This window comes from Alcaligenes ammonioxydans (assembly GCF_019343455.1).
GTDB lineage: Bacteria > Pseudomonadota > Gammaproteobacteria > Burkholderiales > Burkholderiaceae_B > Alcaligenes > Alcaligenes ammonioxydans.
On the sequence record NZ_CP049362.1, the window covers coordinates 3096701 to 3119764 of the forward strand.

The window sequence follows — 23064 nt, forward strand, 5'->3', positions numbered from 1 at the left end:
AGCAAAGCGGACCCGATAGCCCAAACGGCGACTTTGCCACAGTGGCCCGCTTTAAATGCTTTTTCAACGCCGCCTTCCTACCTTCAGTTTTTCGAGGAGGTATGCATATGCAAAAGACAATATTTGGCCTGTTGGCCACCAGCCTGATCAGCTCGGGGGCCCTGGCCCAGTCCCAGAACGACGCCAATAATCCGTTAAGCCCCCGGCCCATGGTCAGCTTGCACGACTACTACGTACCCGAGCTGTACAAGCTCGAGAATGCGTGGGCAAATCAGACCGTGCTGCGTGCCGTCCTGCCCAACAAGACCTTTGGTCTGCCGCAGCTGTGGCGTTTGAATGTACCGATTGTGGCCTTGCACCACGATCGTCTGGGCAGCAAATCTGGCTTGGGCGACATCACGTTCATGGATGTATTCATGAAAAACGCTGGTAGTTTTTCCTATGGCATCGGCCCCTTGCTGGTGATGCCTACGGCGTCGAACGATTGGCTGGGACAAGGCAAATGGCAAATTGGCAGTGCCGCAGCCTTGGTTGCCAGCAGGGACTGGGGGCTGGCAGGCGGACTGCTGACTTTTCAGCAATCCTTTGCCGGGGACTCGGACCGCGAGAGGGTCAAGACGGCCACCTTCCAGCCCGCCCTGTTCTATAACCTGCCTAATGGTTTTTACTTGCGCTCGAGCGGGGTGTGGACCTTTGACCTGCAAAACCATACCCATCACATTCCCGTGGGCCTGGGTCTGGGCAAAGTATTCAAACCTGGCAAGAGCGTGATCAACGCCTTTATCGAACCGCAATACTCTGTCGATAAGAAAGGCGCAGGCGCACCAGTGTGGCAAATTTTTGCGGGTATCAACGTCCAGTTCTAACCGGGGTGGCGCTGAACCCACACACGACGTTCCGCCAGATCGGGGAGGTGCTCGCATCGTTGCTTGAGCCAACCTTCATAGGCGTACAGGCCGCTGCGCAAGACTTCTTGCTGGGCCTGAGCCCAGCAAACCTGCGCCTGGTCTCTATCCGCACTGACCCAGGCCAGATCCCCCCTCAAGCAGTCAAGCTCTGGCAGATACAGGGTAGAAGCCCGCTCCTGCCCTATCTGGCAGACTTGATCCAGGGCTTGGCTGGCACGTTCAATTTCCCCTTGGGCCAGATGGCAGCGGGCCAAAATACACAGAAAAGCATCCGTCGCCAACGGCATGCTGCGCGCAAACTCAGGCAGCAAACCAAGCAAACGGGCCAGCTCAGACCTAGTCTCCTCACCTTTGACCAGGCGGCAATACAGCACATAGGTCTCGGCAACCGCACACCAGACACTGTCCGGCAAGACAGGCTGCAACGTGGACAGCAAAGCCTGACTACGTTCCGTCAGCACCTCCAGATCACCTTGCAAATACAGAATGCGCAGCATCTGAATTTCAGCAATTACCGCCGAAATGCGCGACTGACTTTGACTGGCCAGAAACTGGGCATGGCGGGCACTGGCCACACCCTGCTCAAAGCGCCCCTGCAACACCTGAGTCAAGCCCAACAGGCTATGCACCAAAGCCGGACAATGATGACCCAGGGCCGTATCCATGGCCGGAACGGGCTGTTCGTAAGCCAGCGCACGCAGCGCCTCGTCCAGGGCCAGCTCGGCTGGTTGCACACGGCCTTTCCAGAACAGGTATTGCGCTTCGGCGTACAGGCCCCAACCATACCAGGCGCTATGGCCCTGACGCCGGGAGTGTTCCTGCAACTGCTTGGCGTGAGCCAGACTTTCCGGCAGCCTGCCTGCGCCGTGCAGCATCACCCATTGCCCCCATAGCACGGGCAGATCCTCCTCGCCGCCCTCGCTGCGTCCGGCCGCCTGCGCGTACGCTCGCGACACGGGTATGGCAGCAGGCCCACCACGACTGATCTCCAGCGCCCCCAAGGTGACATAGCTGTCGCGCTCGTACTGACGGCGCAACTGCACATCGCTCATGTACTGCAAGCTGCTCAAGACCTGCGACAACTGTTGTGCCGCCTGCAGGCTATCGCCGCTGCGCAGCGACGTATCAATGGCCTTGCGCCACCAAATGGCCGCTTGTGCGCTTTGGGCCTGTACCAGACAAGCGGCTATTTCTTCTTCTGCCTGCTGCATTTGAATCAGGCTATGGGCAAGCTTACCGTACAGGACTTTGCTTTCTTCCTTAGCAATCAAACGACGCAAGGCGGAACGCATCAAAGGGGCGCATACAATTCGGCCCTCGCTGTCTTGCTGCAACAAGCCTTTGTCCAACAGGCTGATCCTGGATTGCTCTACGACGCTCAAAGGCAAATTACAGGCCTGCGCCAAACCCGTAGGCGTGGCGCGTTCCCACAACACCATCATCAACAACACGCAGCGGCGATCCGCATCCAGTTGCTCCAGATCCAGCAGCAAGCGGTCTGCCAGACGGGGCACATAATTGAACGGCATGCCAAAGCGCTGTAAATGCAGCATGTCTTTAATCAGCATGGGATTGCTCAAACACTGAGCACGAATCTGCGCATTCGCCTCCGAGGAAAGGCGCTTGCCGCGTGCATAAAAACCGATCGCCTTGCCCACCTCCGACCCGGTTAAGCGGCGCAAGGTCATACTCTGGGCAAAGTCCAACGCCAATAGGCTCTGACGTGACAAGATCACTAGCAAGACTCCGGCCGGCTGCTTTTGAACCGCACTCCATATAGCCGCCAAGCTGTTTTGACAGCCGGTATCCAGCGCATCCACATGATCCAGAATCACCAGCACGGGCCGGCTCTGACTGGTAAAGGCCTGCACCGCCGCTAGCAGCAAATGGCACGGATCGGGCACCCCTGGAAAGCCTTCCGTTTTTTGACGATGCGCCTCTTGCAGCACCTGATCCCAATGGGGATCAGACAGGCCAAACCAGTCGCGCAGGCACTGACTTAAGGCCAGCGGCAAGTCCTGGGTGCCAATGCCGTCATCCAGACGAGCCTGCATCATCTCGCGCACGCCTTGCAGTACGTCCTGGCGCGAAAAATCAATCAGCAAGGGCTGCCCACCATCGCGCACAATGTAGCTGTGCAAGGCTTGGGCTAAACGGGATTTGCCCGACCCCAGATCACCATGAATTCGGTACGCGGCCTTGCGGGACAGGCGGCTGCACTGCTGCCATTGCGCCACCAACTGCTCGAACTCGGGCTGGCAGCCGTAAAGAGGGTCATTCATCCATTTCCCCTCTCCCAAACTGAAACACACCCCCTCCGGGCCACGATGCTGCTTGATCTGCCAATCCGCCATCCGAGCAACAGCCTGAGCGCTCAACAGAATCTCACCATGCCTGGCCTTCCACACCAAAGGCATGACCAGTTGCCCGAACAGACTATGTGTATTGACCTGCTGTTCGTCCACTAAAGCCAAGCTGACGTGCACGACCTGACCGATGCAGATCCCCGGTGGTGTTCGCAAGGCACGAATCACACAGGCCAGCTCAACCGCCCGATTCACCGGCTCGGACTGTGCATGTGGCCAAGCAAAGTGGGCCAGCAACGTAGACCCGCTGGACTGGCTTATCCATGCACCGTGCGCACGCAAAATATCAAGCAATTGCTCGTGCCAGGATTCCAGATAAGACACAGCCTGATCCGACATCAGCTCCCCATCCAGATGCACCTCAGAGTCATCGGCAGGCAGCCAGGACAAGGCCAAGGCCAGCGTAGCAACCGTGCGATGACTCTGGGTGGACGTTGGGGGGGCATGGCTTGCGGCCACCGGCCATTGGGCTTCAGCCAGACGGCGTGTTTCAGGGTCCGGGCGTACTCCCAGGTACTGACGCAAAGCCTGCTCACAATGGGCATACGCTTGCAAGGCGGCCTGCCTGTCTCCTCTTTGCATCAAGGCACGGATCAAAAGGCGATGGTAGACCTCCTGCTCGGGGGCCTGCAGCACCCAATCCTGCGCCAGTGCAAGCGCCTGATCCCACTGATGGGCCTGCAAAACCTGCTCGAACAGACGGGCACGCACGCTGAACAACTCCAGGGTTAGGCGATCTTCCCAGCTTCGTCGCCAGGAAATGAACGCTTCGGCATCGGGGGATGGAATCGCGTCCAGAAAACGACCGCCATACAGGCTCAAGCGCTGCAACAGACACGCGTTCTGCGCGGCATCGGCCTGCATGAATTCCAGCACATCCACCTGCACACATTCAGGCTTGAACGCCATGGCGCCTTCGGCGTGGGCGACCAGGCAAACAGCCTGCTCGCCCAAGGCCTTGCGCAACACATGCAAGGCATGACGCAAGCGTGATAGCGCCTTGTCGCGTGCCAGATCCGGCCACAGCATATGTGCCAGCCGCTCACGATGCAGCACTTTGCCGTTCGCCAGGCACAGCACCGCCGCCAGCAGTTTGACCTTGTCATAGCTCAGCGATGCGGTGCGATCCACCTGATCGACCGTAAAGCGAAATGGGCCCAGCAAACCTAGCACGATCATTGAACGATGCTCCGAGCACAGGGCTCTTTGCGCCCAGCCTCTCTCGTGTCAAATTGACAGCAAATCCGACACTATGTCTAAAAAAAGCTGTAATTAGCTGCCGATTGTACTCAACGCCCTTCTTTGTTCAATCAAAAGAGTGTTAATTGTGTCTAGAAATTTCCCCATCTCCTCGCTTCTGGGCAAGCCTTGGGATGGCGCAAACACCCTCAAACGACCACATAGACGCATCTGTGAGTTTTAGGCTACTGTTCTTGAAGAGGCCATGACAGTCAGTGGTAACCATTCATCCATTTGCTGCCCACATCCCATGCTGTCAGGCCGGCCTGTCAATTCCGTTTGATTGACTCCCAGGGAGGATGGAAACCATGCTTGGCATGATGATGAATACCCCGCTGTTAGTGTCATCCATACTGCGTCATGCAGCGAACTATCACGCAGACACAGAGATCGTCTCCCAAACCGTTGAAGGCCCGGTACACCGGTACACCTATAGCGACCTGTCCAAACGCAGTCAGAAGCTGGCCAATGCACTCCAGAACATGGGACTGAAACACGGTGACCGTGTCGCAACCCTGGCCTGGAATGGCTATCGCCATCTGGAGCTGTATTACGGTGTTTCCGGGTCGGGGCTGGTGTGTCATACCATCAACCCACGTCTGTTTCAGGATCAAATTGCCTACATCATCGAACATGCCGCTGATAGCGTCCTGTTCGCCGACCTGACGTTTATGCCGATTCTGGAGACCTTGGCCCCCCAGTTGTCCACACTGAAAGCCGTGGTCATCATGACGGACGAGGCACACATGCCCCAATCCGACCTGCTGCCCAATCTGCGCTGCTATGAGACCCTGATTGCGGCCGAATCCGACCATTTCGAGTGGCCCGTATTCGACGAAAATACAGCATCGGGCCTGTGCTACACCTCCGGTACCACGGGCAAACCCAAAGGGGTGCTCTACAGCCATCGCTCCACCATCTTGCACGCCTTTGCCCTGAGCCTGCCCGACGCCCTGTGTCTGTCGGCCAACGACACCATCACCCCCATCGTGCCCATGTTCCACGTCAATGCCTGGGGTCTGCCCTACGCCGCCTTGATGGTGGGCGCCAAGCTGGTCTTGCCGGGCCCGAAACTGGACGGCGCCAGCCTGTACACGCTGTTTGAGAAGGAAGGGGTCACCATGACGGCCGGCGTACCCACCGTCTGGCTGGGGCTGCTGGACTGGATGCAGGCCAATGGCAAAACCTTCAGTAGCTTGCAACGTCTGGTGATCGGCGGCTCATCAGCTCCTCCGGTCATGATCAGCCGCTTCCAGAAGCTGGGCGTCCAAGTGCGCCACGCCTGGGGTATGACGGAAACCAGCCCCGTCGGTCTGGCGGCGGCCTTGTTGCCTAAACACGAGGCTTTGCCTGACAAGGAGAAACTCAAGTTGCTGGCCAAACAAGGTCGTCCTCTGTTTGGCGTCGAGTTCCGCGTGGACGGCGATGATGGTCAGCCTATTGCTCGTGACGGCAAGATGTTCGGTGCCATGCTGGTGCGCGGCCCGTGGATTGCCAGCGCCTACTTCAATAGCACGGATACCTCTGCCCACACCGAAGATGGCTGGTTCAATACGGGCGATGTAGTCACTATTGATCAGGACGGCTTCATCCAGATCGTGGACCGGAGCAAGGACGTGGTGAAATCCGGTGGCGAATGGATCAGCTCGATAGAACTGGAAAACATTGCCCAGGCTCATCCGGCCATCAAGGAAGCGGCCGTGGTGGCCAGACCCGACGAGCGCTGGGGCGAACGGCCAGTCCTGGTCGTGCAATTGCAAGACGACGCCACCTTCACCAAGCAGGACATGATCGAGTTATATACCGAGCAAGTCTCCAAATGGAGCATTCCTGACGATCTGATCGTGGTGGACGAACTGCCCCACACGGCAACCGGCAAGCTCTTGAAAACCGCCATTCGCAAGCTGATACAAGAGGAACTGGACAAATTGGCGGCCGACAAAAAGGCAAATTAAGGAACAGGCGTGCCGCGAAGGCGTAAGGCGGGAACCGCGGCACGGATGCCTTCCATTATTTTTATACCAATTTTCATTATTTTATTTTTTATTGTTTTATATTTTTAATATCAATAGCCATATTAAATATTTTTCTTTTAATAAAAAACAAAACCCATTAATTTTTTAATTGTACTGACAACGCCCTTTGGGAGACCAGACGGGCAAAGCATGCTGACATCCGGCCTGCGCCCGTAGCGTCAGCATGCCTCTTTATGACACCGCGTTGGCAAACAGTAGCGAGGCCCCCAAGCCAAACAAGGCCGCCCCAATCCCTCTGTCCAAGATCCCTTGTCGAGCCAGCAAAAGGGTACGCAAATGCATCGTTGAAAATGCCAGGGCCACGATGCTAAACCAGACCCAATGGAGCAAAGACATCAGCAAACCATAGGCCAAATTCAGCCACAAGGGCGCGTTTGGCTGCACACACTGTGTGAACGTGGCCACAACAAACAACATGGTTTTAGGATTCAGAGCATTGGTCAGGAAACCCATACCAAAAGCTTGCCAGGCGCTGGGCGTATTTCCCGTTACCTCCCCTACCGTCAGCCCAGCGGCGTTATGAAAAGTCCGGTAACCCAGGTACATCACGTACAGGGCACCCGCCCCCTTCATCAGCCAAAACACACCAGGCGACTGCGTAATCAAAATTGCCAGCCCGAACACGGTATAGAGTACATGCACCTGCACACCGACCGCGATACCCAGGGCCGAGATCAAGGCGATCTTGCGTCCAAAACCATAGCCATTGCGCGTGACCAGGGCAAAGTCAGGTCCAGGGCTGACCACCGCCAAAAGAGTGATAGTGGCAACTGCCAAGAGTTCATACATTTCTAACAAGCCTAAGTTTGATGAAATCGGGGTGACAAGCTAGATTGCCGCCCGCCAAAAGCAGGGGTTCGTCCTACACTCTACGAATGGGTTGGCCACGCTGAGCTCGTTCTGTCCATCGGCAAAAACTGCTTGCCTCAGACAGGGAGAATCCTTCCTGGCGACGCATGTATTCATCGAATATCCATCGTTCTTGTTATTCTTTATGAAAACAGCGCTAATTTTTAAACGATGAAATAAACTCCCCATAACCTTTTATTTAACTAGCTGACACAGAATTTCATTATTGATAATCCGGTGCTAATTTAAAAACGATAAATTCTGCGCCTTTTCTGTGAGTTTTCATTGACTATGCATCTTCCCAACCTCACGGCCTTCCGCTACTTCGACACCGCGGCTCAGGCAGGCAGTTTTGTGCAGGCAGCCCAACTGCTGCATGTCACTCATGGTGCAGTCAGCCGCCAGATTCGGGCGTTGGAAGAATCGTTAGGCGTGGAACTGTTTGAAAGACGAAATCGGGCCGTCTTTCTGACACCGGCAGGCCGCCAGCTACTACACGTCACCACCCCCATGTTTGAGCGTCTGGAGGATGTGGTCCGTCAGTTGCAGCACACTCAGCGTGAGCATGCCCTGGCCGTATCCTGTGAGCCCACCATCGCCATGAAGTGGCTGATTCCCCGCCTGGGCAATTTCCATGCGCTGCATCCCACCATCACCGTGCATTTGATTACAGCGGGAGGGCCGGTAAACTTTGCTCAAATGGGCGTGGATCTCGCCATCCGTCGTGATGACTTTCATTGGGCGGACTCGGTCTGCGGCTTGAGGTTGTGCGAGGAAACGATCGGGCCCGTTTGCCAGCCCCATTACCCCTACAACGAGGAGGCGGGCCAGCAGGTGCTCATACAGAGCAGTTCCCGCCCTCAAGCCTGGGCCACCTGGGAGCGGCTGAGCGGCCAATCTCTCCACGCGGCCAACAAGCTGGAGCTGGAACATTTTTATTTATGCATTCAGGCCGCCATGTCCGGACAAGGCATAGCCCTGGTGTCGCGTTTAATGGTGGAAGACGAACTGAAAAGCGGTCAGCTCATCGCCCCGCAGGGCTTTATTCCGGACGGCTCGGCGTACTACCTGCTCTCTCCCCAGACTCTGGATCAGAATCCTCGCGCAGAAGTGTTTGCCGACTGGTTAAGTGAACAACTGACCGCCTAGCACTGCTCGGCTCGGCTGGCAAATCACACCATGCACCCAGTTGCTGGGCCCACGACTGCTCATGCCACTCATGCCGCTCATGCGGTGAGATCGTACCGATCGTTGTTCTGAACGCTGCTGTTGCCCTTGTTGCTATCCTTGCTGTTGCTCTCATTGCGCTTGCTGTGGTCTCTGTCCTGGCCGTTGGTATCTCTTCGGCGCTGGTCCCTGCTGCTATTGCTGTTGTGATGATTGTTGCCATGGCTATGGCTATTAGTGTGGTGTCTGCGTCTATCGTTGCCTTGACCTGCCCCTCCCGGAACTGAGCGTTCGCGATGGCCTTGGCTTCGGTCGTGGCCTCGGCCTTGGTGACGGCCCCTGCTCAGATCTTGGCCTCAATCTTGATCCGGCTCCTGGTCGCGGTCTGCGCTCGCTTCCGAGTTGGCAGGTGTTCCCTGTCCTGACCTCAGCCCCGGCTGGGGTCTTGGCCCTGAGCTTGACCAATACCGTAGCGATTGTCTTCATGTCTCAAAAGCATCCGTAGTCTGGAGTCTGAAGTCTCCAAAAAACAAACATAAATATTTAGTTCAATGATTGTTGAATTATTGTATTATCGCCCTATGGAAGAATCTCACGTTATCCGCTCTCTGGCTGCTCTGGCCCATGAAGCCCGTCTCCGGGTGTTTCGCGCCCTGGTCGTCACCGGCCCATCTGGGCTGACGCCGGGCTCCCTGGCCGAACAATTGGGGATTGCGCCCAATGCTTTGTCCTTTCACTTGAAAGAGCTCAGCCATGCCGGACTGATTCACGCCGAGCGTCAAGGTCGCAATCTGTTGTACAGCGTCACCTTTTCCACCATGAACGACTTGCTCGCCTACCTGACCGAGAACTGCTGTCAGGGCGAGGACTGCGGCACCGCGTCAGACGCGTGCCGGCAATGCTAAACCGGCCTCGGAACGCTACACCATGCTTGCTGCAATACTGATTTTCATCACCACCTTGACGCTTGTCATCTGGCAACCCAAAGGCCTGGGTATAGGCTGGAGCGCCTCCCTGGGGGCTGCCGCGGCCTTGTTGCTCGGGGTAGTGCAATGGACAGATCTGGCCCTGGTCTGGAATATTGTCTGGAACGCCACTGCCACCTTTGTGGCCATTATCATCATCAGCCTGTTGCTGGATGAGGCGGGCTTTTTTGAATGGGCCGCCCTTCACGTGGCACGCTGGGGAGCTGGCAATGGACGCCGGCTTTTTGCCTTTATCGTGATTCTGGGCGCAGCGGTTTCGGCCTTGTTTGCCAATGATGGGGCAGCCCTGATACTGACGCCTATCGTCATGGCCATGTTGCTGGCATTGGGCTTCTCGGCCCCTGCCACCCTGGCATTTGTCATGGCAGCGGGTTTTATCGCCGACACCGCCAGTTTGCCGCTGGTTGTCTCCAACCTGGTGAACATCGTCTCTGCGGACTACTTCAAACTGGGCTTCACGGACTATGCCTGGGTCATGGCGCCCGTCAATCTCGTGTCCGTGCTGAGCAGCCTGATTGTCCTGATACTGTATTTCCGGCGCGACATCCCCGTCCGCTATCACCTGGAGCAATTACGACAACCCTCGCAGGCCATCAAGGACATCGCCACTTTCAGGGCTGGCTGGCTCATCCTGGCTTTACTGCTGACCGGTTTTTTTGCGCTGGAGCCCTTGGGTATTCCCATTAGTGCAATTGCCGCCACCGGTGCGCTCATCCTGCTGGCCGTTGCCGCCCGCGGCACGACCATCAACACCAAAAAAGTGCTGCAGGGCGCGCCCTGGCAAATTGTCGTGTTCTCGCTGGGCATGTATCTGGTGGTATACGGGCTGCGCAATGCAGGGCTAACAGACTATCTGGCTTTATTGCTGGACAAATTTGCTGAGGCTGGCGTGTGGGGCGCAGCGATGGGGACCGGCATGCTATCCGCCTTCCTGTCCTCAATCATGAACAATATGCCCACTGTACTGGTCACCGCCCTGTCCATTGACGCCTCCAGCGCCCAAGGCGCCGTCAAAGAAGCCATGATATATGCCAACGTCATCGGCAGCGACCTGGGCCCCAAGTTCACGCCGATAGGCAGTCTGGCTACCCTCTTATGGCTGCATGTGCTGGCGCGTAAAGGCACCACCCTCAGTTGGGCCTATTACTTCAAGGTAGGGGTCATTCTGACTACCCCCGTCTTGCTGATTACCCTTGCCGCTCTGGCACTACGCCTCGATCTCGTCGCCTGAGCCGCTCACACGAAACAACGCCATGACAGACATCATCATCTATCACAACCCCGCTTGCGGCACTTCCAGAAATACACTGGCCCTGATTCGCAATAGCGGACAAGAACCCACCATCATCGAGTATCTGAAAACGCCGCCCGAGCGCGATACCCTGATTCAACTGATTCGAGATTGCGGTCTGAGCGTGCGCGAGATTCTGCGACAGAAAGGAACGCCCTATGAAGAACTGCATTTAGGCGATCCTACGTGGACTGATGAACAACTCATTGACTTCATGCTGGAGCATCCCATTCTGATCAACCGGCCCATTGTCGTCACACCACGGGGCACACGTTTGTGCCGCCCTTCGGAACAGGTACTGGAAATACTTCCACGACCACAACAAGGAGCCTTTCGCAAAGAGGACGGCCAAGCCATCATTGATGAACACGGACAAAGAATTGAATAAAGCTGACTTAGCCCATCTGGACGAACAAGCGTTCAGAGTCCCGGATCTGGCAGAACTGCTGCCCAAGGATCGTGCAACCCACCCACCTCGCATCCTGCTGTTGTACGGTTCCTTGAGGGAACGATCCTACAGCCGCTTTTTGACCTGGGAAGCCGCACGACTATTGGAAGCAATGGGAGCAGAAACCAGGGTTTTCGACCCACAGGGCCTGCCCCTGCCTGAGGGCGCGACAGATGACCACCCCAAAGTACAGGAGCTGCGTCAGTTAGTGCAGTGGGCTGAAGGCATGGTCTGGACCTCGCCCGAACGACACGGCGCCATGACTAGCGTCCTGAAAGCACAAATTGACTGGATACCGTTAAGTATTGGCGCGATTCGCCCGACTCAAGGCAAAACACTGGCGCTGATGCAAGTATCGGGCGGCTCCCAGTCATTTAATGCGTTGAACCAGATGCGGGTGTTGGGCCGCTGGATGCGTCTGATCACCATCCCCAACCAGTCTTCGGTCGCCAAAGCCTTTTTGGAGTTTGACGAAGAAGGCCGCATGAAGCCCTCGTCCTACTATGAACGGGTGGTGGATGTGATGGAAGAATTGGTGAAGTTCACCTTGCTGACGCGCGACTGCGCTGCTTATCTGGTGGATAGGTACAGCGAACGCAAGGAAACGGCGCAGGAATTATCCAGGCGGGTGAATCAAAGAAGCATTTAAAAGGTGACACCGCCTGAACAGCGCCATTTCGCTTTTCACGGCCTTGCCTGGCCCTGTTAACGATAAGGTACACAGGGCTGAGCGATTCACGTCATGAACCAAGCCCTCGAAACCATTCGGCTTCGAGGGCCAGAGTCACAGCTTATAGTCGCAATGACCTTAGCAGCCAGGCGTGCTCAAGCCGTGGCCTATCGTTACCGCAGTCACTTTGACGTCTTTAAATGCTTGATGCGCCTCAGCATCAAAGCGCCGGTCACAATTAAAGCGTGTGTCCATGACAAAATCCTCTCCCGCCGCTTTAGTCATATGGTCTTGCCAGAGGCTGGCCGCATCCAGCGCATCACCGTCTACCAGAACCACCTCCAGCATCACTTCCATAAACCCCGCCGCCCGGGGCCCTTCCCACAAAGCATAGACCGAGGGATCAGCGGCATTGCCGCAGAGAGACAGGCAATCGGCAAGATAGCTCAGGCCTCCGCCCGAAGACTCTTCAAAGGCTCCCGGCGTTAATGTCTGCCCTGCCGGCGGCGCATAATCGCCGATAAATGTGCCCAAATTGGCCTGGCATTGGCCGCCCAGTTCCATACTCAATGAAGCCACTGCACCATTGTTGATGGTGGCTGTGATGTCGCACCCTTGCACGCGGAAAACATGTGAGTCTCCATAAGACTGGCGCGGTATCCCGGCAATCGATTCAAAGTACCGCTGATTCGTACCCAGCATTTCCCCATTGAACACTTCCTTCACCGTTGCGGCCTGTGCCCCGGTTGCCAGCATACCGATGACGCTAGAGATGGCAAGAGCTTTAAAATAATGCGACATAAGTAGAGTCCTTAATTGGGCTGAACCCCAATTCTTAAAAACCAAGATCAGTGTTAGAAATGAAACGTACCAGTCAACAATCCGAAAGCAGGATAAGCGATAAACATGAAGAGAGCTCTGAATAGTCTATAGACTTTTAATTTTAAAAATTCAAAAAAACCATACAGATAGACGGCTAAATAATGCTCATCGCACAGATCAAGCGGTACCGGATACGGCGTATCCGCAAAGACGACACTATACCGTTGTTTGGGCTCTTTTATAAATCCAAAAATGTGAAAACCCATCAACAAAACACATTGAATGGAAAACAAAAATAATCACAAAGCAGCAGCAAAAAAAATTAATAATATTTCTACATAATTAACGTCAAAACCCCGTGACTTGAACGTGGTCTGATCGCTTTGCTGCAAGGCCTCGCAATCCCACCACGCCTGTCGGGCCATAAGCATCAGAAAAAAATCAGAGCAAAACCGTTTGCCTATGTCAGCAAAACAAATGCAAAAAGAGCAGCAGCTTCACCCTTCCGGCTACCTGTTTATCAGCGCATCAGACAGACGGGCACTCCCAACGCCCCGCCCCCCACCCCTTTCAAGCCCGTGAATGCAAGACTAGGTCCCGTTTCAAACCCTACAGACAATAAAAAACCCGCCGAGCGATGCGCTGGGCGGGTTTTCAGATCTAATTCTTGGCGGACAGAGGGGGATTCGAACCCCCGATACGCTATAAACGTATACACGCTTTCCAGGCGTGCGCCTTCAACCACTCGGCCACCTGTCCTAATTATTCTTTGGCCAAGCAATGTGAAGCTGCTAATGCCAAGTCCATAATAATAGCAGCACTTGTCCTTGTAACGCAAGCATTCAATTTTTTCTTGGACGAATTGTTGGCAAGGCCGTACTGGAGAGGTGGCTCACGCTCAAGGCCCAGGCAAAGTGACGCTATTGAGCGAGCGATACAGGCACTTGAGTCTGTCGCCCCGCTTTCATCGGCTTCTTGCTCATACGCCTGAGCACACCGACTTAGGGGGGAAACGGCTTATTCCGAATCGGGAGGATAAGCCCCGCCCACCGCACGCAACAAAGCATCCCAGTGATCACGCTGACGAGCAAGAATACGCAGGTCAGCCCCCAGCAGACGCACGTCGGTGAACTCGAAAGGTTCGACATCCTCCAGGCCCGACAAAGCCGTAATGTCCGCCACACCGCGGCCCTGCCCCAAAATTTTAGGGGCCAGATACATCAGCAGTTGGTCTACCACGCCAGCATCAATCAATGCCCCCGAAAGTCGTGCTCCCGCCTCTGCATGAACTTCATTAATCTGTTGTTCGGCCATCCAATCCAGAATGGCACACACATCCACCTGGCCCTCGTGCAAAGGCATGGGAATAACCTGAGCATTGCGGTCTGCCAACTCAGCCTCACGCTCGGGATCGCGACGATGGCTGAATACCCAACACAAGGTGCCATCCAGCAAGGCAGCCTTGGGGTCAAGGCGCAAATGGGTGTCGAGCACGGCTTTGATAGGCGGCCGGGGAGTGGAAACCGCCCGCACATTCATCAAGGGATTATCCGCGTTCACCGTACCGATGCCGGTCAAGACAACGCAACTGCGAGCGCGCCAGTGGTGACCATCATCACGGGCCTGCGGTCCGGTAATCCATTGAGATCGCCCATCCGGCAAGGCACTGCGACCATCCAGTGAGGCGGCCATCTTCATCCATAACCAGGGGCGTGCGCGTGTCATACGAGCAAAAAATCCGGCGTTGATCGCCAGCGCCTGCTCGACGCACACAGGGCCATCCACAGAGATGCCCGCCTGACGCAAGCGTGAGACGCCGTTGCCTGCCACCAAAGGGTTAGGGTCGTACATGGAAAAGACCACGCGCCCAGCTCCCGCCTTGACCAGCGCATCCGCACAAGGAGGCGTACGCCCATGATGGCTGCAAGGCTCCAGGGTGACATAAAACGTCGCGCCGGCCACGTTCACGCCTCGCTCTGCCGCCTGTCGCAACGCCATCACTTCTGCATGAGGTCCACCAGCCTGCTGTGTGGAGCCTGAAGCCAACAACTGGCCGTCGCGCACAATCAGACAGGCGACTCGGGGATTGGGGGCACTGATATAAAGGGATTGCTCGGCCAGCTTCAGAGCCTGCCGCATCCAGACGACGTCTTCTTGTTCGACCATAAGCCTTAGCCGCGGTCGGGATCGTTCATTTCGTCGATCGCCTCTACAAACTCGCGGATGTCCTTAAAACTCTTGTAGACCGAGGCAAAACGCACATACGCCACCTGATCCAACTGCTTGAGTTCGGCCATGACCAGTTCACCGATAGTCTCCGAGGAGACTTCACGCTCGCCAGTCAGTTGAAGTTTTTCTTCGATGCGCTGCACGGCAGCATCGACTTGCGCCATGGGGATGGAGCGTTTGCGCAACGCAACGCCCATGCTCGCCCGCAAGCGGGCGGGGTCAAAATCCATACGGGTGCCATTGCGCTTGGCCACAACGGGCAAGCTCAGTTCAGCACGCTCGTAAGTTGTGAAGCGCCGTTCACAGGCCGAGCATTTACGACGTCGCCGTATGGCGTCGCCTTCTTCGGTGATTCGGGAATCGATCACCTGGGTATCGGCATGGTGGCAGAACGGACACTTCATTCAGAATCGCGGGCCTTGCGGCCCGCTCCGGCTGGATTACTTGGAGGAGTAGACGGGCAACTTGGCAGTCAGCTCGTGTACACGGCGACGAACATCTGCCAAAACGGCTTCGTCGTGAGGGTTGTCAAGTACATCAGCAATCAGATGTGCCGTCAATTCCGCCTCGGCTTCTTTAAAGCCGCGCGTAGTCATGGCAGGCGTACCCAGACGCACACCGCTGGTGACAAAGGGCTTCTCAGGGTCGTTCGGAATGGCGTTCTTGTTGACGGTGATGTGCGCCTTGCCCAGGGCCTCCTCAGCCACTTTACCGGTAATACCTTTGGGACGCAGGTCCACCAGCATGACGTGGCTTTCGGTACGGCCAGAGACGATGCGCAGACCGCGCTCGACCAGGGTGCGAGCCAGTACGTCGGCGTTTTTCACGACTTGAGCAGCGTAAGTCTTGAACTCGGGGGCCAGCGCTTCCTTGAACGCCACGGCTTTACCCGCAATGACGTGGATCAGGGGGCCGCCTTGAATGCCGGGGAAGATCGCCGAGTTGATGGCTTTCTCGTGCTCAGCCTTCATCATGATCACGCCGCCACGAGGGCCACGCAGCGACTTGTGCGTCGTCGAAGTCACGAAGTCAGCGTGAGGCACGGGGTTGGGGTACACCCCGCCTGCAACCAGACCGGCATAGTGAGCGATGTCCACCATGAGCAGGGCACCGTTCTCATGCGCAATGCGCGCCATGCGTTCAAAATCAATGCGCAGGGAATAAGCCGAAGCACCACCCACGATCAGTTTGGGCTTGTGCTCTTTGGCCAAGCGCTCCAGTTCCTCGTAGTCCAGCTCTTCGTTGGCGTCCAGACCGTAGGACACAAAGTTGTACAGCTTGCCCGAGGCATTCACCGGGGAACCGTGGGTCAGGTGACCGCCTTCGGCCAGGCTCATACCCAGCACAGTGTCACCGGGCTTGAGCACAGCCATGTACACGCCCTGGTTGGCTTGCGAGCCGGAGTTGGGCTGGACGTTGGCGGCCTCGGCGCCAAACAGTTCTTTCAAACGATCAATAGCCAATTGCTCGACCACGTCCACGAACTCACAACCGCCGTAGTAGCGTTTGCCAGGGTAACCTTCCGCGTATTTATTGGTCAGTTGTGTGCCCTGGGCTTGCATCACGGCAGGGCTGGTGTAGTTTTCCGAGGCAATCAGCTCGATGTGCTGCTCCTGGCGCACATCTTCGCTTTGAATCGCAGCCCAAAGATCGGGATCAACTTTGTCAAGAGTCGCAGAACGGTCAAACATGAGGGTTCCTAAGGATAAAGTAGGTAGCAAACTAAGAAAGCAACATTTTAGCGCGGAAGCGCATCAAACCACCGAGACAAACATCTCCGGTGGCAGAAACCCCATAAAATGCGGAAATAACGTTAGGCGGCAACGGGCGGACTCAAGAGAATATGAATAAAACTCAAATAGTCCGCCCCGGGGAATCAGGATTGCTGAATCAAACGGGGATTCAGGGTGTACAGACCTGTCAAGGTCGCACGAGCCAGAATGTGTCCTTCCATGGCACGCAGTACATCCTGGCCGTTAAAGCGCCCCTCCAGAGGCAGCTCGGCAATGTCCAGCGCGTAGACCGTAAAGACATAACGGTGTGGCAAGGCGTCGTTCCACGGCGGACACGGGCCATCGTAGCCAAAGTAATCACCGTTCATGTCGCGATCGCTGGCAAACCAGTTGGTAAAGTCATTCACACCCTGGCGCGTATCATCCAGCGCCAAAGGGCCGGCTTTACCGCGTGGCGTAATACCCTTGGAGTACGAACCTTCGGCCAGACTTCGCAATTGGGGGGAGATGTTGATCAACACCCAATGAAAGAAATCCACCCGTGGCAGATCCGCCGGCACCTCGCGCCCATCCTGGTTCACATCGTCCGGTTTACTGGGGACATCGGGGTCGTGGCAAATAACCACAAAGGATTGGGTCTGCTCGGGAACATCGGACCATTCCAGATGCGGATTGGCATTACCAGCCAATGCAACTCTCGACTGTGCGTCGTATCGGCAAAAAGCCAGACGCTCGGGAATGATGCCCTGATCTTGAAAAGAATCACTACGCAGTTTCATTGCAGACCTCCACAATCAATCAGCCGGTCAAGGTGACCCGCGCAAACTTGCGCTTGCCTACTTGCAGCACATAGCTGCCCGGCTCCAGTTGCAAACCCTTATCGTCCACACGCTCACCATTGATGCGTACGCCGCCCTGCTCCACATTGCGCTGGGCCTCGCTGCTGGAGGCGACCAGACCTGCTTCACGCAACACGCGCAACAAGGCCAGCTCACCGGCCACCGTAACCTCGGGCATGTCCTCGGGCATTTCGCCCCGACGGAAACGGGCATCAAATGTTTCCAGTGCCTGGGCCGCAGCCTGGGCGCTGTGGAAACGCGTGACGATCTCCTGTGCCAGCTCCACTTTGACCTCGCGCGGGTTCCGGCCCTGGTCGATCTGCTTTTGCAGGCCGGCAATGTCTTCCAGACTACGGAACGACAAGAGCTCGAAATAACGCCACATCAAGGTATCGGAGATGGACATCAATTTGCCGAACATCGAGTCCGGCGTTTCACTAATACCAATGTAATTGCCTTTGGATTTGGACATTTTTTCCACGCCGTCCAAACCCACCAGCAAAGGCATGGTCAGAATGCATTGCTGCTCCTGCCCATATTCTTTTTGCAATTCACGTCCCACCAACAAATTGAATTTCTGGTCGGTACCGCCCAATTCCACATCGGCTTTCAATTGAACCGAATCGTAGCCTTGCAACAAGGGGTACAAAAACTCGTGTACCGAAATAGGCTGATTGGCCTTAAAGCGTTTGGTGAAGTCGTCCCGCTCCATCATGCGTGCCACGGTATAACGGGAAGCCAATTGAATCATGCCACGTGAGCCGAGCTTGTCGCACCATTCCGAGTTATAGCGAACTTCGGTGCGGGCAGGGTCCAGAACCAGCGCGGCCTGATCGTAATAAGTCTTGGCGTTGGCAATGACCTGCTCGGGCGTCAAAGGCGGGCGGGTGGTGTTGCGCCCACTGGGATCGCCAATGGTGGAGGTGAAATCGCCAATCAGGAAAATAACGGTATGCCCCAGATCCTGCAACTGGCGCATCTTGTTCAGCACCACGGTGTGCCCCAGGTGAATGTCAGGAGCCGTGGGGTCCAGACCCAGCTTGATCCGCAGCGGCTGTCCTGTTGCATGGCTGCGCGCCAGTTTGCGGGCAAACTCGGATTCGACGAGCAATTCGTCGCAGCCGCGTTTGACGATGGCTAAATCAGCCAGGACTTCTGGAGAAAGGGGCTCTGAGGGGGATGACATAACAAATCTGGTGACAAACTAATGAGTAAAAATGCTCGAAAAATTAAGCCTAATGCGCTAGGATAGCCTGCTATTGCGAGACGTGCTTAATTAATGAGCAAGGTTTCGTAAACCACCCTATTTTATCATTCCCGCGCAGGTCAGATCGCCAGGGCTGGAATGTTCTGTCCGCCCAGTACAACTGACCTCCGCCTGCAAACCGGGTGGACGGTAAACCGTACGTCCAACAAGGTTCTGGTTTTATGTTCAGCAAAGGGAAACGCTCCTCCTCCCACCTTAACATCCACCAGCCTCGGTTCGCCCGAGCCCTCATTATCCGCACTGGTTTGGTCACGCTGGCCCTGGGTTCCTTTGTCGCCGCCGGCGCGCTGGCCGTGGTGATGCCCAGCAGCCCCGAGCCCCAGATTTACCAAGCCCGCACTGCCTTGACCCTGCCGTCGGATCTGACGGTATTGCAAGCCCAGGATCAACAAGCCTACGTCACGGAAACCCGCATTCGCCGTGGCGATACCCTGTCCGCCCTGCTGCAGCGCATGCAGGTGAGCGAAGAGGGTTTACTGCAGTTTCTGACTCACGACAAGCAGGCGCGCTCAATCTACAAGCTCTATCCGGGTCGTACCGTGCAGGCAGCGCTGGATGCCAATGGTAATTTGCAATGGCTGCGCTACCGCCACACCCCGTATTCCGAGCAATCCGGTCAGGGCCAGGCCCGTTGGCTGGAAGTTCGGCCCGACGGGCAAGGCGGTTTTGTCGCTGAGGAGCAAAGCGACCAGACCCAGACCCGGGTACGTGTCGCCCAGGCCACCATCAACAGCTCGCTGTTTGGCGCCAGCGACCAAGCCGGCATCCCCGACAACATCACGCTGCAAATGGCCGATGTCATGGGCAGCAAGATTGACTTTCTGAAAGACCTGCGCAAAGGCGACAGCTTCCGCGTGGTCTACGAATCCTACGGCCATGAAGGGCAGGACGTAGGTTCGGGTCGCCTGCTGGCAGTGGAGTTCATCAATCAGGGCAAAGTTCATGAAGCGGCCTGGTTCCAGCCCGAAAACGGCAGCGGCGGCTACTACGATTTCAGCGGCCAAAGCCTTAAAGGCGCTTTCCTGCGCACCGCCCTGAAATTCACCCGCATCAGCTCCACATTTGGCGGTCGTCGCCATCCCGTACATGGCGGCTGGCGTGACCACAACGGTGTGGACTACGCGGCCCCATCGGGTACGCCCATTCATGCCACAGCCGATGGCACCGTTGAGTTCATTGGCCGTCAAAATGGCTATGGCAACACCATCATTCTCAAGCACCACGGCCAGTTCACCACGCTGTACGCTCATCAAAGCCGCTTTGCGGCCGGGCTGCGCAAAGGCGATCGTGTCGAACAGGGTCAACTGATCGGCTATGTGGGGTCGACGGGCTGGGCAACGGGCCCGCACCTGCACTACGAATTCCGTATTGCGCAAAAAGCCGTTGATCCTTTGTCGGTAGATCTGCCTGTCGCGCGTGTTCTGGATGCCCCCCAACGCAAGCAGTTCCAGCAAACCCTGGCCTCCTATCAGGACAGCTTCGCTTTGCTGCATACGGACGCTGAGCCCGTGCAATTGGCCAGCCGTTAAGCCCCATGTCAGCCCCCCTGTATATCGGACTCATGTCCGGGACCAGCATGGACGGTGTGGATGCCGTGCTGGCTTCCTTCGGCACACAGGGGGCACAGATACACCAAACCCGCAGCCTGCCCATGCCGGCCGCTTTGCGAGCCGAGCTGCTGGCTTTGCAACACCCGGGACACAATGAGCTAGCGCGTGCCAGCATTGCCGCTGTGCAACTGACCGAACTCTACGCCCAGGCGTGCCTGCCCTGGACCCAAGGCGCAGAAAAAGAGCTGATCCGCGCGATTGGCGTACACGGCCAAACCATCCGCCATGCACCTGACCAGGGCTACACCCTGCAACTGAACGCCCCTGCCCTGCTGGCCGAGCGCTGCGGCATAGATGTGATTGCAGACTTTCGCAGCCGGGATATTGCCGCGGGCGGCCAAGGGGCACCCTTGGTGCCTATCGTCCATGAGGCGCTTTTCCGTCACGAGCACGGCCGCGTCATTCTGAATCTGGGCGGGATTGCCAATATTTCCCTGCTACTGCCGGGGCGTGAGGTGTTTGGCTTTGATACCGGCCCGGCGAACATGCTCCTGGATGCCTGGGTGAACAAACATCAAGGCCAGCCTTATGACAAGGACGGTCAATGGGCCAATAGCGCGACGTCTGATCCTGCCCTGCTTGCCAGCCTGTTAAGCGAACCCTGGCTTGCGCTGCCCGCCCCTAAATCCACGGGCCGTGATCTGTTCAATTTGGTTTGGCTGCAAAAGCATCTGGATCTGGTTGATCCCAATAGTGGGCTTTCAGCGGCCATCGTGCAATCCACCCTGATGGATCTGACGGTGCATACCATTGCGCAAGCTATCCAGCCTTACGCCGCTCAGGTGCAGGAATTGATTGTATGTGGCGGCGGCGCGGCCAATCCGGCCTTGCTGAAACGCCTGGGCGATCAACTCATCATGCCCATCCGCTCAAGCGCCGAACTGGGCATGGACCCGCAGTCCATTGAAGCCCTGGCCTTTGCCTGGCTGGCTTATGCGCATGTTGAACGTATTCCTGCGGGGCTGCCTGCCGTAACCGGAGCACGTCACGCAACCGTACTCGGCGCTTGCTATCCGGCCTGACAAACGCTGGCACCCCGCCCCTGACACAAGAGGCAATCCGATAACGCTAGTGCCCTGAAGCATCTGATCAGGCACAGCCCCGCAAGATGGAACCCTGACAAACAAATGACAGGCACTCAGCCATCCCAACTTCAAGCATCCCAAGCCTCAAGCCCGTTCTCCCGCCCGCGCTCCCCTCATTCACGGAACTATCCACCTCGCCTGCTCCTGCTACAGAGCCCGGAAATGCGCAGATTCATCAAACACGATATGCTCACGCGCACAACTAAAACACCCCAGACCCTGCATTCAGAGTCTGGGGTGTTTGTGTATAAATCCTGCTAAAGCCGATCAGCGCTGAACGACCAGCGCTGACGCCACCTTCTTACATCGTGAAGGAAGAGCCGCAGCCGCAGGTCGTTGTCGCATTAGGATTACGGATAACGAACTGAGCACCGTCCAGATCGTCTTTGTAATCAATCTCTGCGCCCACCAGGTACTGGAAGCTCATGGCGTCAACCAGCAGTTGTACGCCGTCTTTATCAATAATGGTGTCGTCGTCGTTAACCAGTTCGTCAAAAGTGAAGCCGTACTGGAAGCCGGAACAGCCACCACCTTGCACGAAGACGCGCAGCTTCAGTTCGGGGCTGCCTTCTTCAATCAGGAGCTCACGGACCTTCTCAACCGCTGAATCGGTAAAGATCAGAGGGGAAGGAGGGGCTTGCAGATCAACGGATTCGGTAAGAGTGCTCATGTGGTTCTCCTGCCGGCCCCCGCCGGCATGAATAATTATCATGTGATCGCCTTGCACATGACCACCCGCGGGTAAGGTGATTAGTCTGGCTGGGCGATTTTTTCCTGGCGAGAAGCGCGGATAACGCTTCCTTCCAGAACATTCAGCGTCAAGGCGGTGGGCTCAAAGCCTGGCGGCAACGCCAGCCAACCCATAGCGCGCTGAAACTGGTTAAAGTTTAAGATCAAAGGATCTGTCTGTTCTACAGACGACTCTGCCAGCCCCGAATCTGGCCCGGAACTGGGTGTTAAATCGATTTTAACGTTTTTTCCGTCTTGCCGCCCGGTCAGCTGAAACTGCAGGCGACCAGAAAATGGCTTTCCTTCCGGGGCGTTACGTTGCAACAGGACTTTATACTCCAGCAGATCTCCCCTCTTACTGACCTCCAGGGCACGAACCGTAATGGAACCACTGGGGCCAGGGGGCAGCAACTGTTCGTAAAAAGCCAGCTGTTCGCGTGTTTGCGCCAGTTCGGTCTGAGTGGACAGCAAGGATTTTTCCAGCCCCTTGCGTGTGCTCTCCTCCAACACCAACTGCCCGCGCAGCACCTCAAATTCGCTTTGAATCTGCTGCAGGGATTGCTGACTACGTGCCAGATTCTGCATCGCCAACTGAATTTGTTCAGACTGGTCTGCAGGCTGGGTCAGGCTGCGGTATAGCCATAGGCCACCGCCACCCAATAACATACCCGCCAATACCGCCAGTGCAATGACAGACGCTCCACCCCGCGCACGGGAAGGAGCGGCAGTCTGAGTCGTGGTTTGTGGTGATTCAGTCATGGATATTTGACCTGCTCACCAAGACCAAGTT

Annotated in this window: 19 protein-coding genes and 1 tRNA gene; 9 read left to right on the top strand and 11 right to left on the bottom strand. The window is 56.4% G+C overall.

What is annotated here, in order from left to right; all coding sequences use genetic code 11:
• The first annotated feature begins 107 nt into the window (after nucleotides 1-107).
• On the top strand, nucleotides 108-866 hold the full coding sequence (locus tag FE795_RS14180) for a hypothetical protein (RefSeq protein WP_003801789.1): 759 nt from the start codon (nucleotides 108-110) through the stop codon (nucleotides 864-866).
• On the opposite strand, the gene FE795_RS14185 is transcribed toward FE795_RS14180, so the two are convergent.
• Entirely contained in the window at nucleotides 863-4453 is a 3591-nt protein-coding gene (locus FE795_RS14185; RefSeq protein ID WP_219235093.1) for a BTAD domain-containing putative transcriptional regulator, read from the bottom strand. The genes FE795_RS14180 and FE795_RS14185 overlap by 4 nt on opposite strands.
• A gap of 368 nt (nucleotides 4454-4821) precedes the next feature.
• Here FE795_RS14185 and FE795_RS14190 point away from each other — a divergent pair, with 368 nt between their 5' ends.
• Nucleotides 4822-6468: a 3-(methylthio)propionyl-CoA ligase gene (locus FE795_RS14190; RefSeq protein ID WP_003801793.1), complete on the top strand. Its 1647-nt coding sequence runs from the start codon at nucleotides 4822-4824 to the stop codon at nucleotides 6466-6468.
• Between the two features lie 252 nt (nucleotides 6469-6720).
• Here FE795_RS14190 and FE795_RS14195 read toward each other — a convergent pair whose 3' ends face one another.
• Nucleotides 6721-7338 carry a LysE family translocator gene (locus FE795_RS14195; protein ID WP_003801794.1) on the bottom strand — a complete coding sequence of 206 codons (618 nt, stop codon included), beginning with the start codon at nucleotides 7336-7338 and terminating at the stop codon, nucleotides 6721-6723.
• Nucleotides 7339-7689: 351 nt separating this feature from the next.
• Between FE795_RS14195 and FE795_RS14200 the strand changes: the two genes are divergently transcribed.
• From FE795_RS14200 to arsH, 5 genes are all read left to right on the top strand, one after another.
• Nucleotides 7690-8547: a LysR substrate-binding domain-containing protein gene (locus FE795_RS14200; protein ID WP_059318270.1), complete on the top strand. Its 858-nt coding sequence runs from the start codon at nucleotides 7690-7692 to the stop codon at nucleotides 8545-8547.
• A 599-nt stretch (nucleotides 8548-9146) separates the two neighbouring features.
• A complete protein-coding gene (locus tag FE795_RS14205; RefSeq protein WP_219235095.1) occupies nucleotides 9147-9470 on the top strand; it encodes an ArsR/SmtB family transcription factor in 324 nt (107 codons plus the stop codon).
• Between the two features lie 22 nt (nucleotides 9471-9492).
• The gene (locus FE795_RS14210) at nucleotides 9493-10782 is read left to right on the top strand and encodes an arsenic transporter (RefSeq protein WP_003801802.1); all 1290 of its coding nucleotides are present in this window, start codon (nucleotides 9493-9495) and stop codon (nucleotides 10780-10782) included.
• Nucleotides 10783-10804: 22 nt separating this feature from the next.
• Complete coding sequence (gene arsC, locus FE795_RS14215; protein ID WP_003801804.1) at nucleotides 10805-11230, top strand: arsenate reductase (glutaredoxin); 426 nt, start codon at nucleotides 10805-10807, stop codon at nucleotides 11228-11230.
• Nucleotides 11205-11939, top strand: coding sequence for an arsenical resistance protein ArsH (gene arsH, locus FE795_RS14220; protein ID WP_059318268.1), 735 nt, complete (start codon nucleotides 11205-11207; stop codon nucleotides 11937-11939). Before arsC ends, arsH begins: the two co-directional genes overlap by 26 nt.
• 159 nt (nucleotides 11940-12098) lie before the next feature.
• Here arsH and FE795_RS14225 read toward each other — a convergent pair whose 3' ends face one another.
• The 7 genes from FE795_RS14225 to tyrS form a co-directional block, all read right to left on the bottom strand.
• On the bottom strand, nucleotides 12099-12761 hold the full coding sequence (locus FE795_RS14225; RefSeq protein WP_003801808.1) for a hypothetical protein: 663 nt from the start codon (nucleotides 12759-12761) through the stop codon (nucleotides 12099-12101).
• Nucleotides 12762-13450: 689 nt separating this feature from the next.
• Nucleotides 13451-13541: transfer RNA gene (locus tag FE795_RS14230), tRNA-Ser, on the bottom strand.
• A gap of 258 nt (nucleotides 13542-13799) precedes the next feature.
• Nucleotides 13800-14948: a bifunctional diaminohydroxyphosphoribosylaminopyrimidine deaminase/5-amino-6-(5-phosphoribosylamino)uracil reductase RibD gene (ribD, locus tag FE795_RS14235; RefSeq protein ID WP_003801810.1), complete on the bottom strand. Its 1149-nt coding sequence runs from the start codon at nucleotides 14946-14948 to the stop codon at nucleotides 13800-13802.
• A gap of 5 nt (nucleotides 14949-14953) precedes the next feature.
• On the bottom strand, nucleotides 14954-15415 hold the full coding sequence (gene nrdR, locus FE795_RS14240) for a transcriptional regulator NrdR (RefSeq protein ID WP_003801815.1): 462 nt from the start codon (nucleotides 15413-15415) through the stop codon (nucleotides 14954-14956).
• A gap of 36 nt (nucleotides 15416-15451) precedes the next feature.
• Nucleotides 15452-16702, bottom strand: coding sequence for a serine hydroxymethyltransferase (glyA, locus tag FE795_RS14245; RefSeq protein ID WP_003801816.1), 1251 nt, complete (start codon nucleotides 16700-16702; stop codon nucleotides 15452-15454).
• Between the two features lie 185 nt (nucleotides 16703-16887).
• A complete protein-coding gene (locus FE795_RS14250; protein WP_003801818.1) occupies nucleotides 16888-17523 on the bottom strand; it encodes a YbhB/YbcL family Raf kinase inhibitor-like protein in 636 nt (211 codons plus the stop codon).
• Between the two features lie 19 nt (nucleotides 17524-17542).
• A complete protein-coding gene (gene tyrS, locus FE795_RS14255; protein WP_003801820.1) occupies nucleotides 17543-18769 on the bottom strand; it encodes a tyrosine--tRNA ligase in 1227 nt (408 codons plus the stop codon).
• Between the two features lie 242 nt (nucleotides 18770-19011).
• Here tyrS and FE795_RS14260 point away from each other — a divergent pair, with 242 nt between their 5' ends.
• Nucleotides 19012-20379 (top strand): M23 family metallopeptidase, encoded by a 1368-nt coding sequence (locus FE795_RS14260; protein WP_219235096.1) that lies wholly within the window; start codon nucleotides 19012-19014, stop codon nucleotides 20377-20379.
• Nucleotides 20380-20384: 5 nt separating this feature from the next.
• Nucleotides 20385-21482, top strand: a complete 1098-nt coding sequence (locus FE795_RS14265) for an anhydro-N-acetylmuramic acid kinase (RefSeq protein ID WP_131070904.1) — start codon at nucleotides 20385-20387, stop codon at nucleotides 21480-21482.
• A gap of 364 nt (nucleotides 21483-21846) precedes the next feature.
• Here FE795_RS14265 and erpA read toward each other — a convergent pair whose 3' ends face one another.
• Nucleotides 21847-22215: an iron-sulfur cluster insertion protein ErpA gene (gene erpA / locus FE795_RS14270; RefSeq protein ID WP_003801826.1), complete on the bottom strand. Its 369-nt coding sequence runs from the start codon at nucleotides 22213-22215 to the stop codon at nucleotides 21847-21849.
• Between the two features lie 80 nt (nucleotides 22216-22295).
• Complete coding sequence (locus FE795_RS14275; RefSeq protein ID WP_003801828.1) at nucleotides 22296-23033, bottom strand: DUF6776 family protein; 738 nt, start codon at nucleotides 23031-23033, stop codon at nucleotides 22296-22298.
• Nucleotides 23034-23064: the final 31 nt, after the last annotated feature.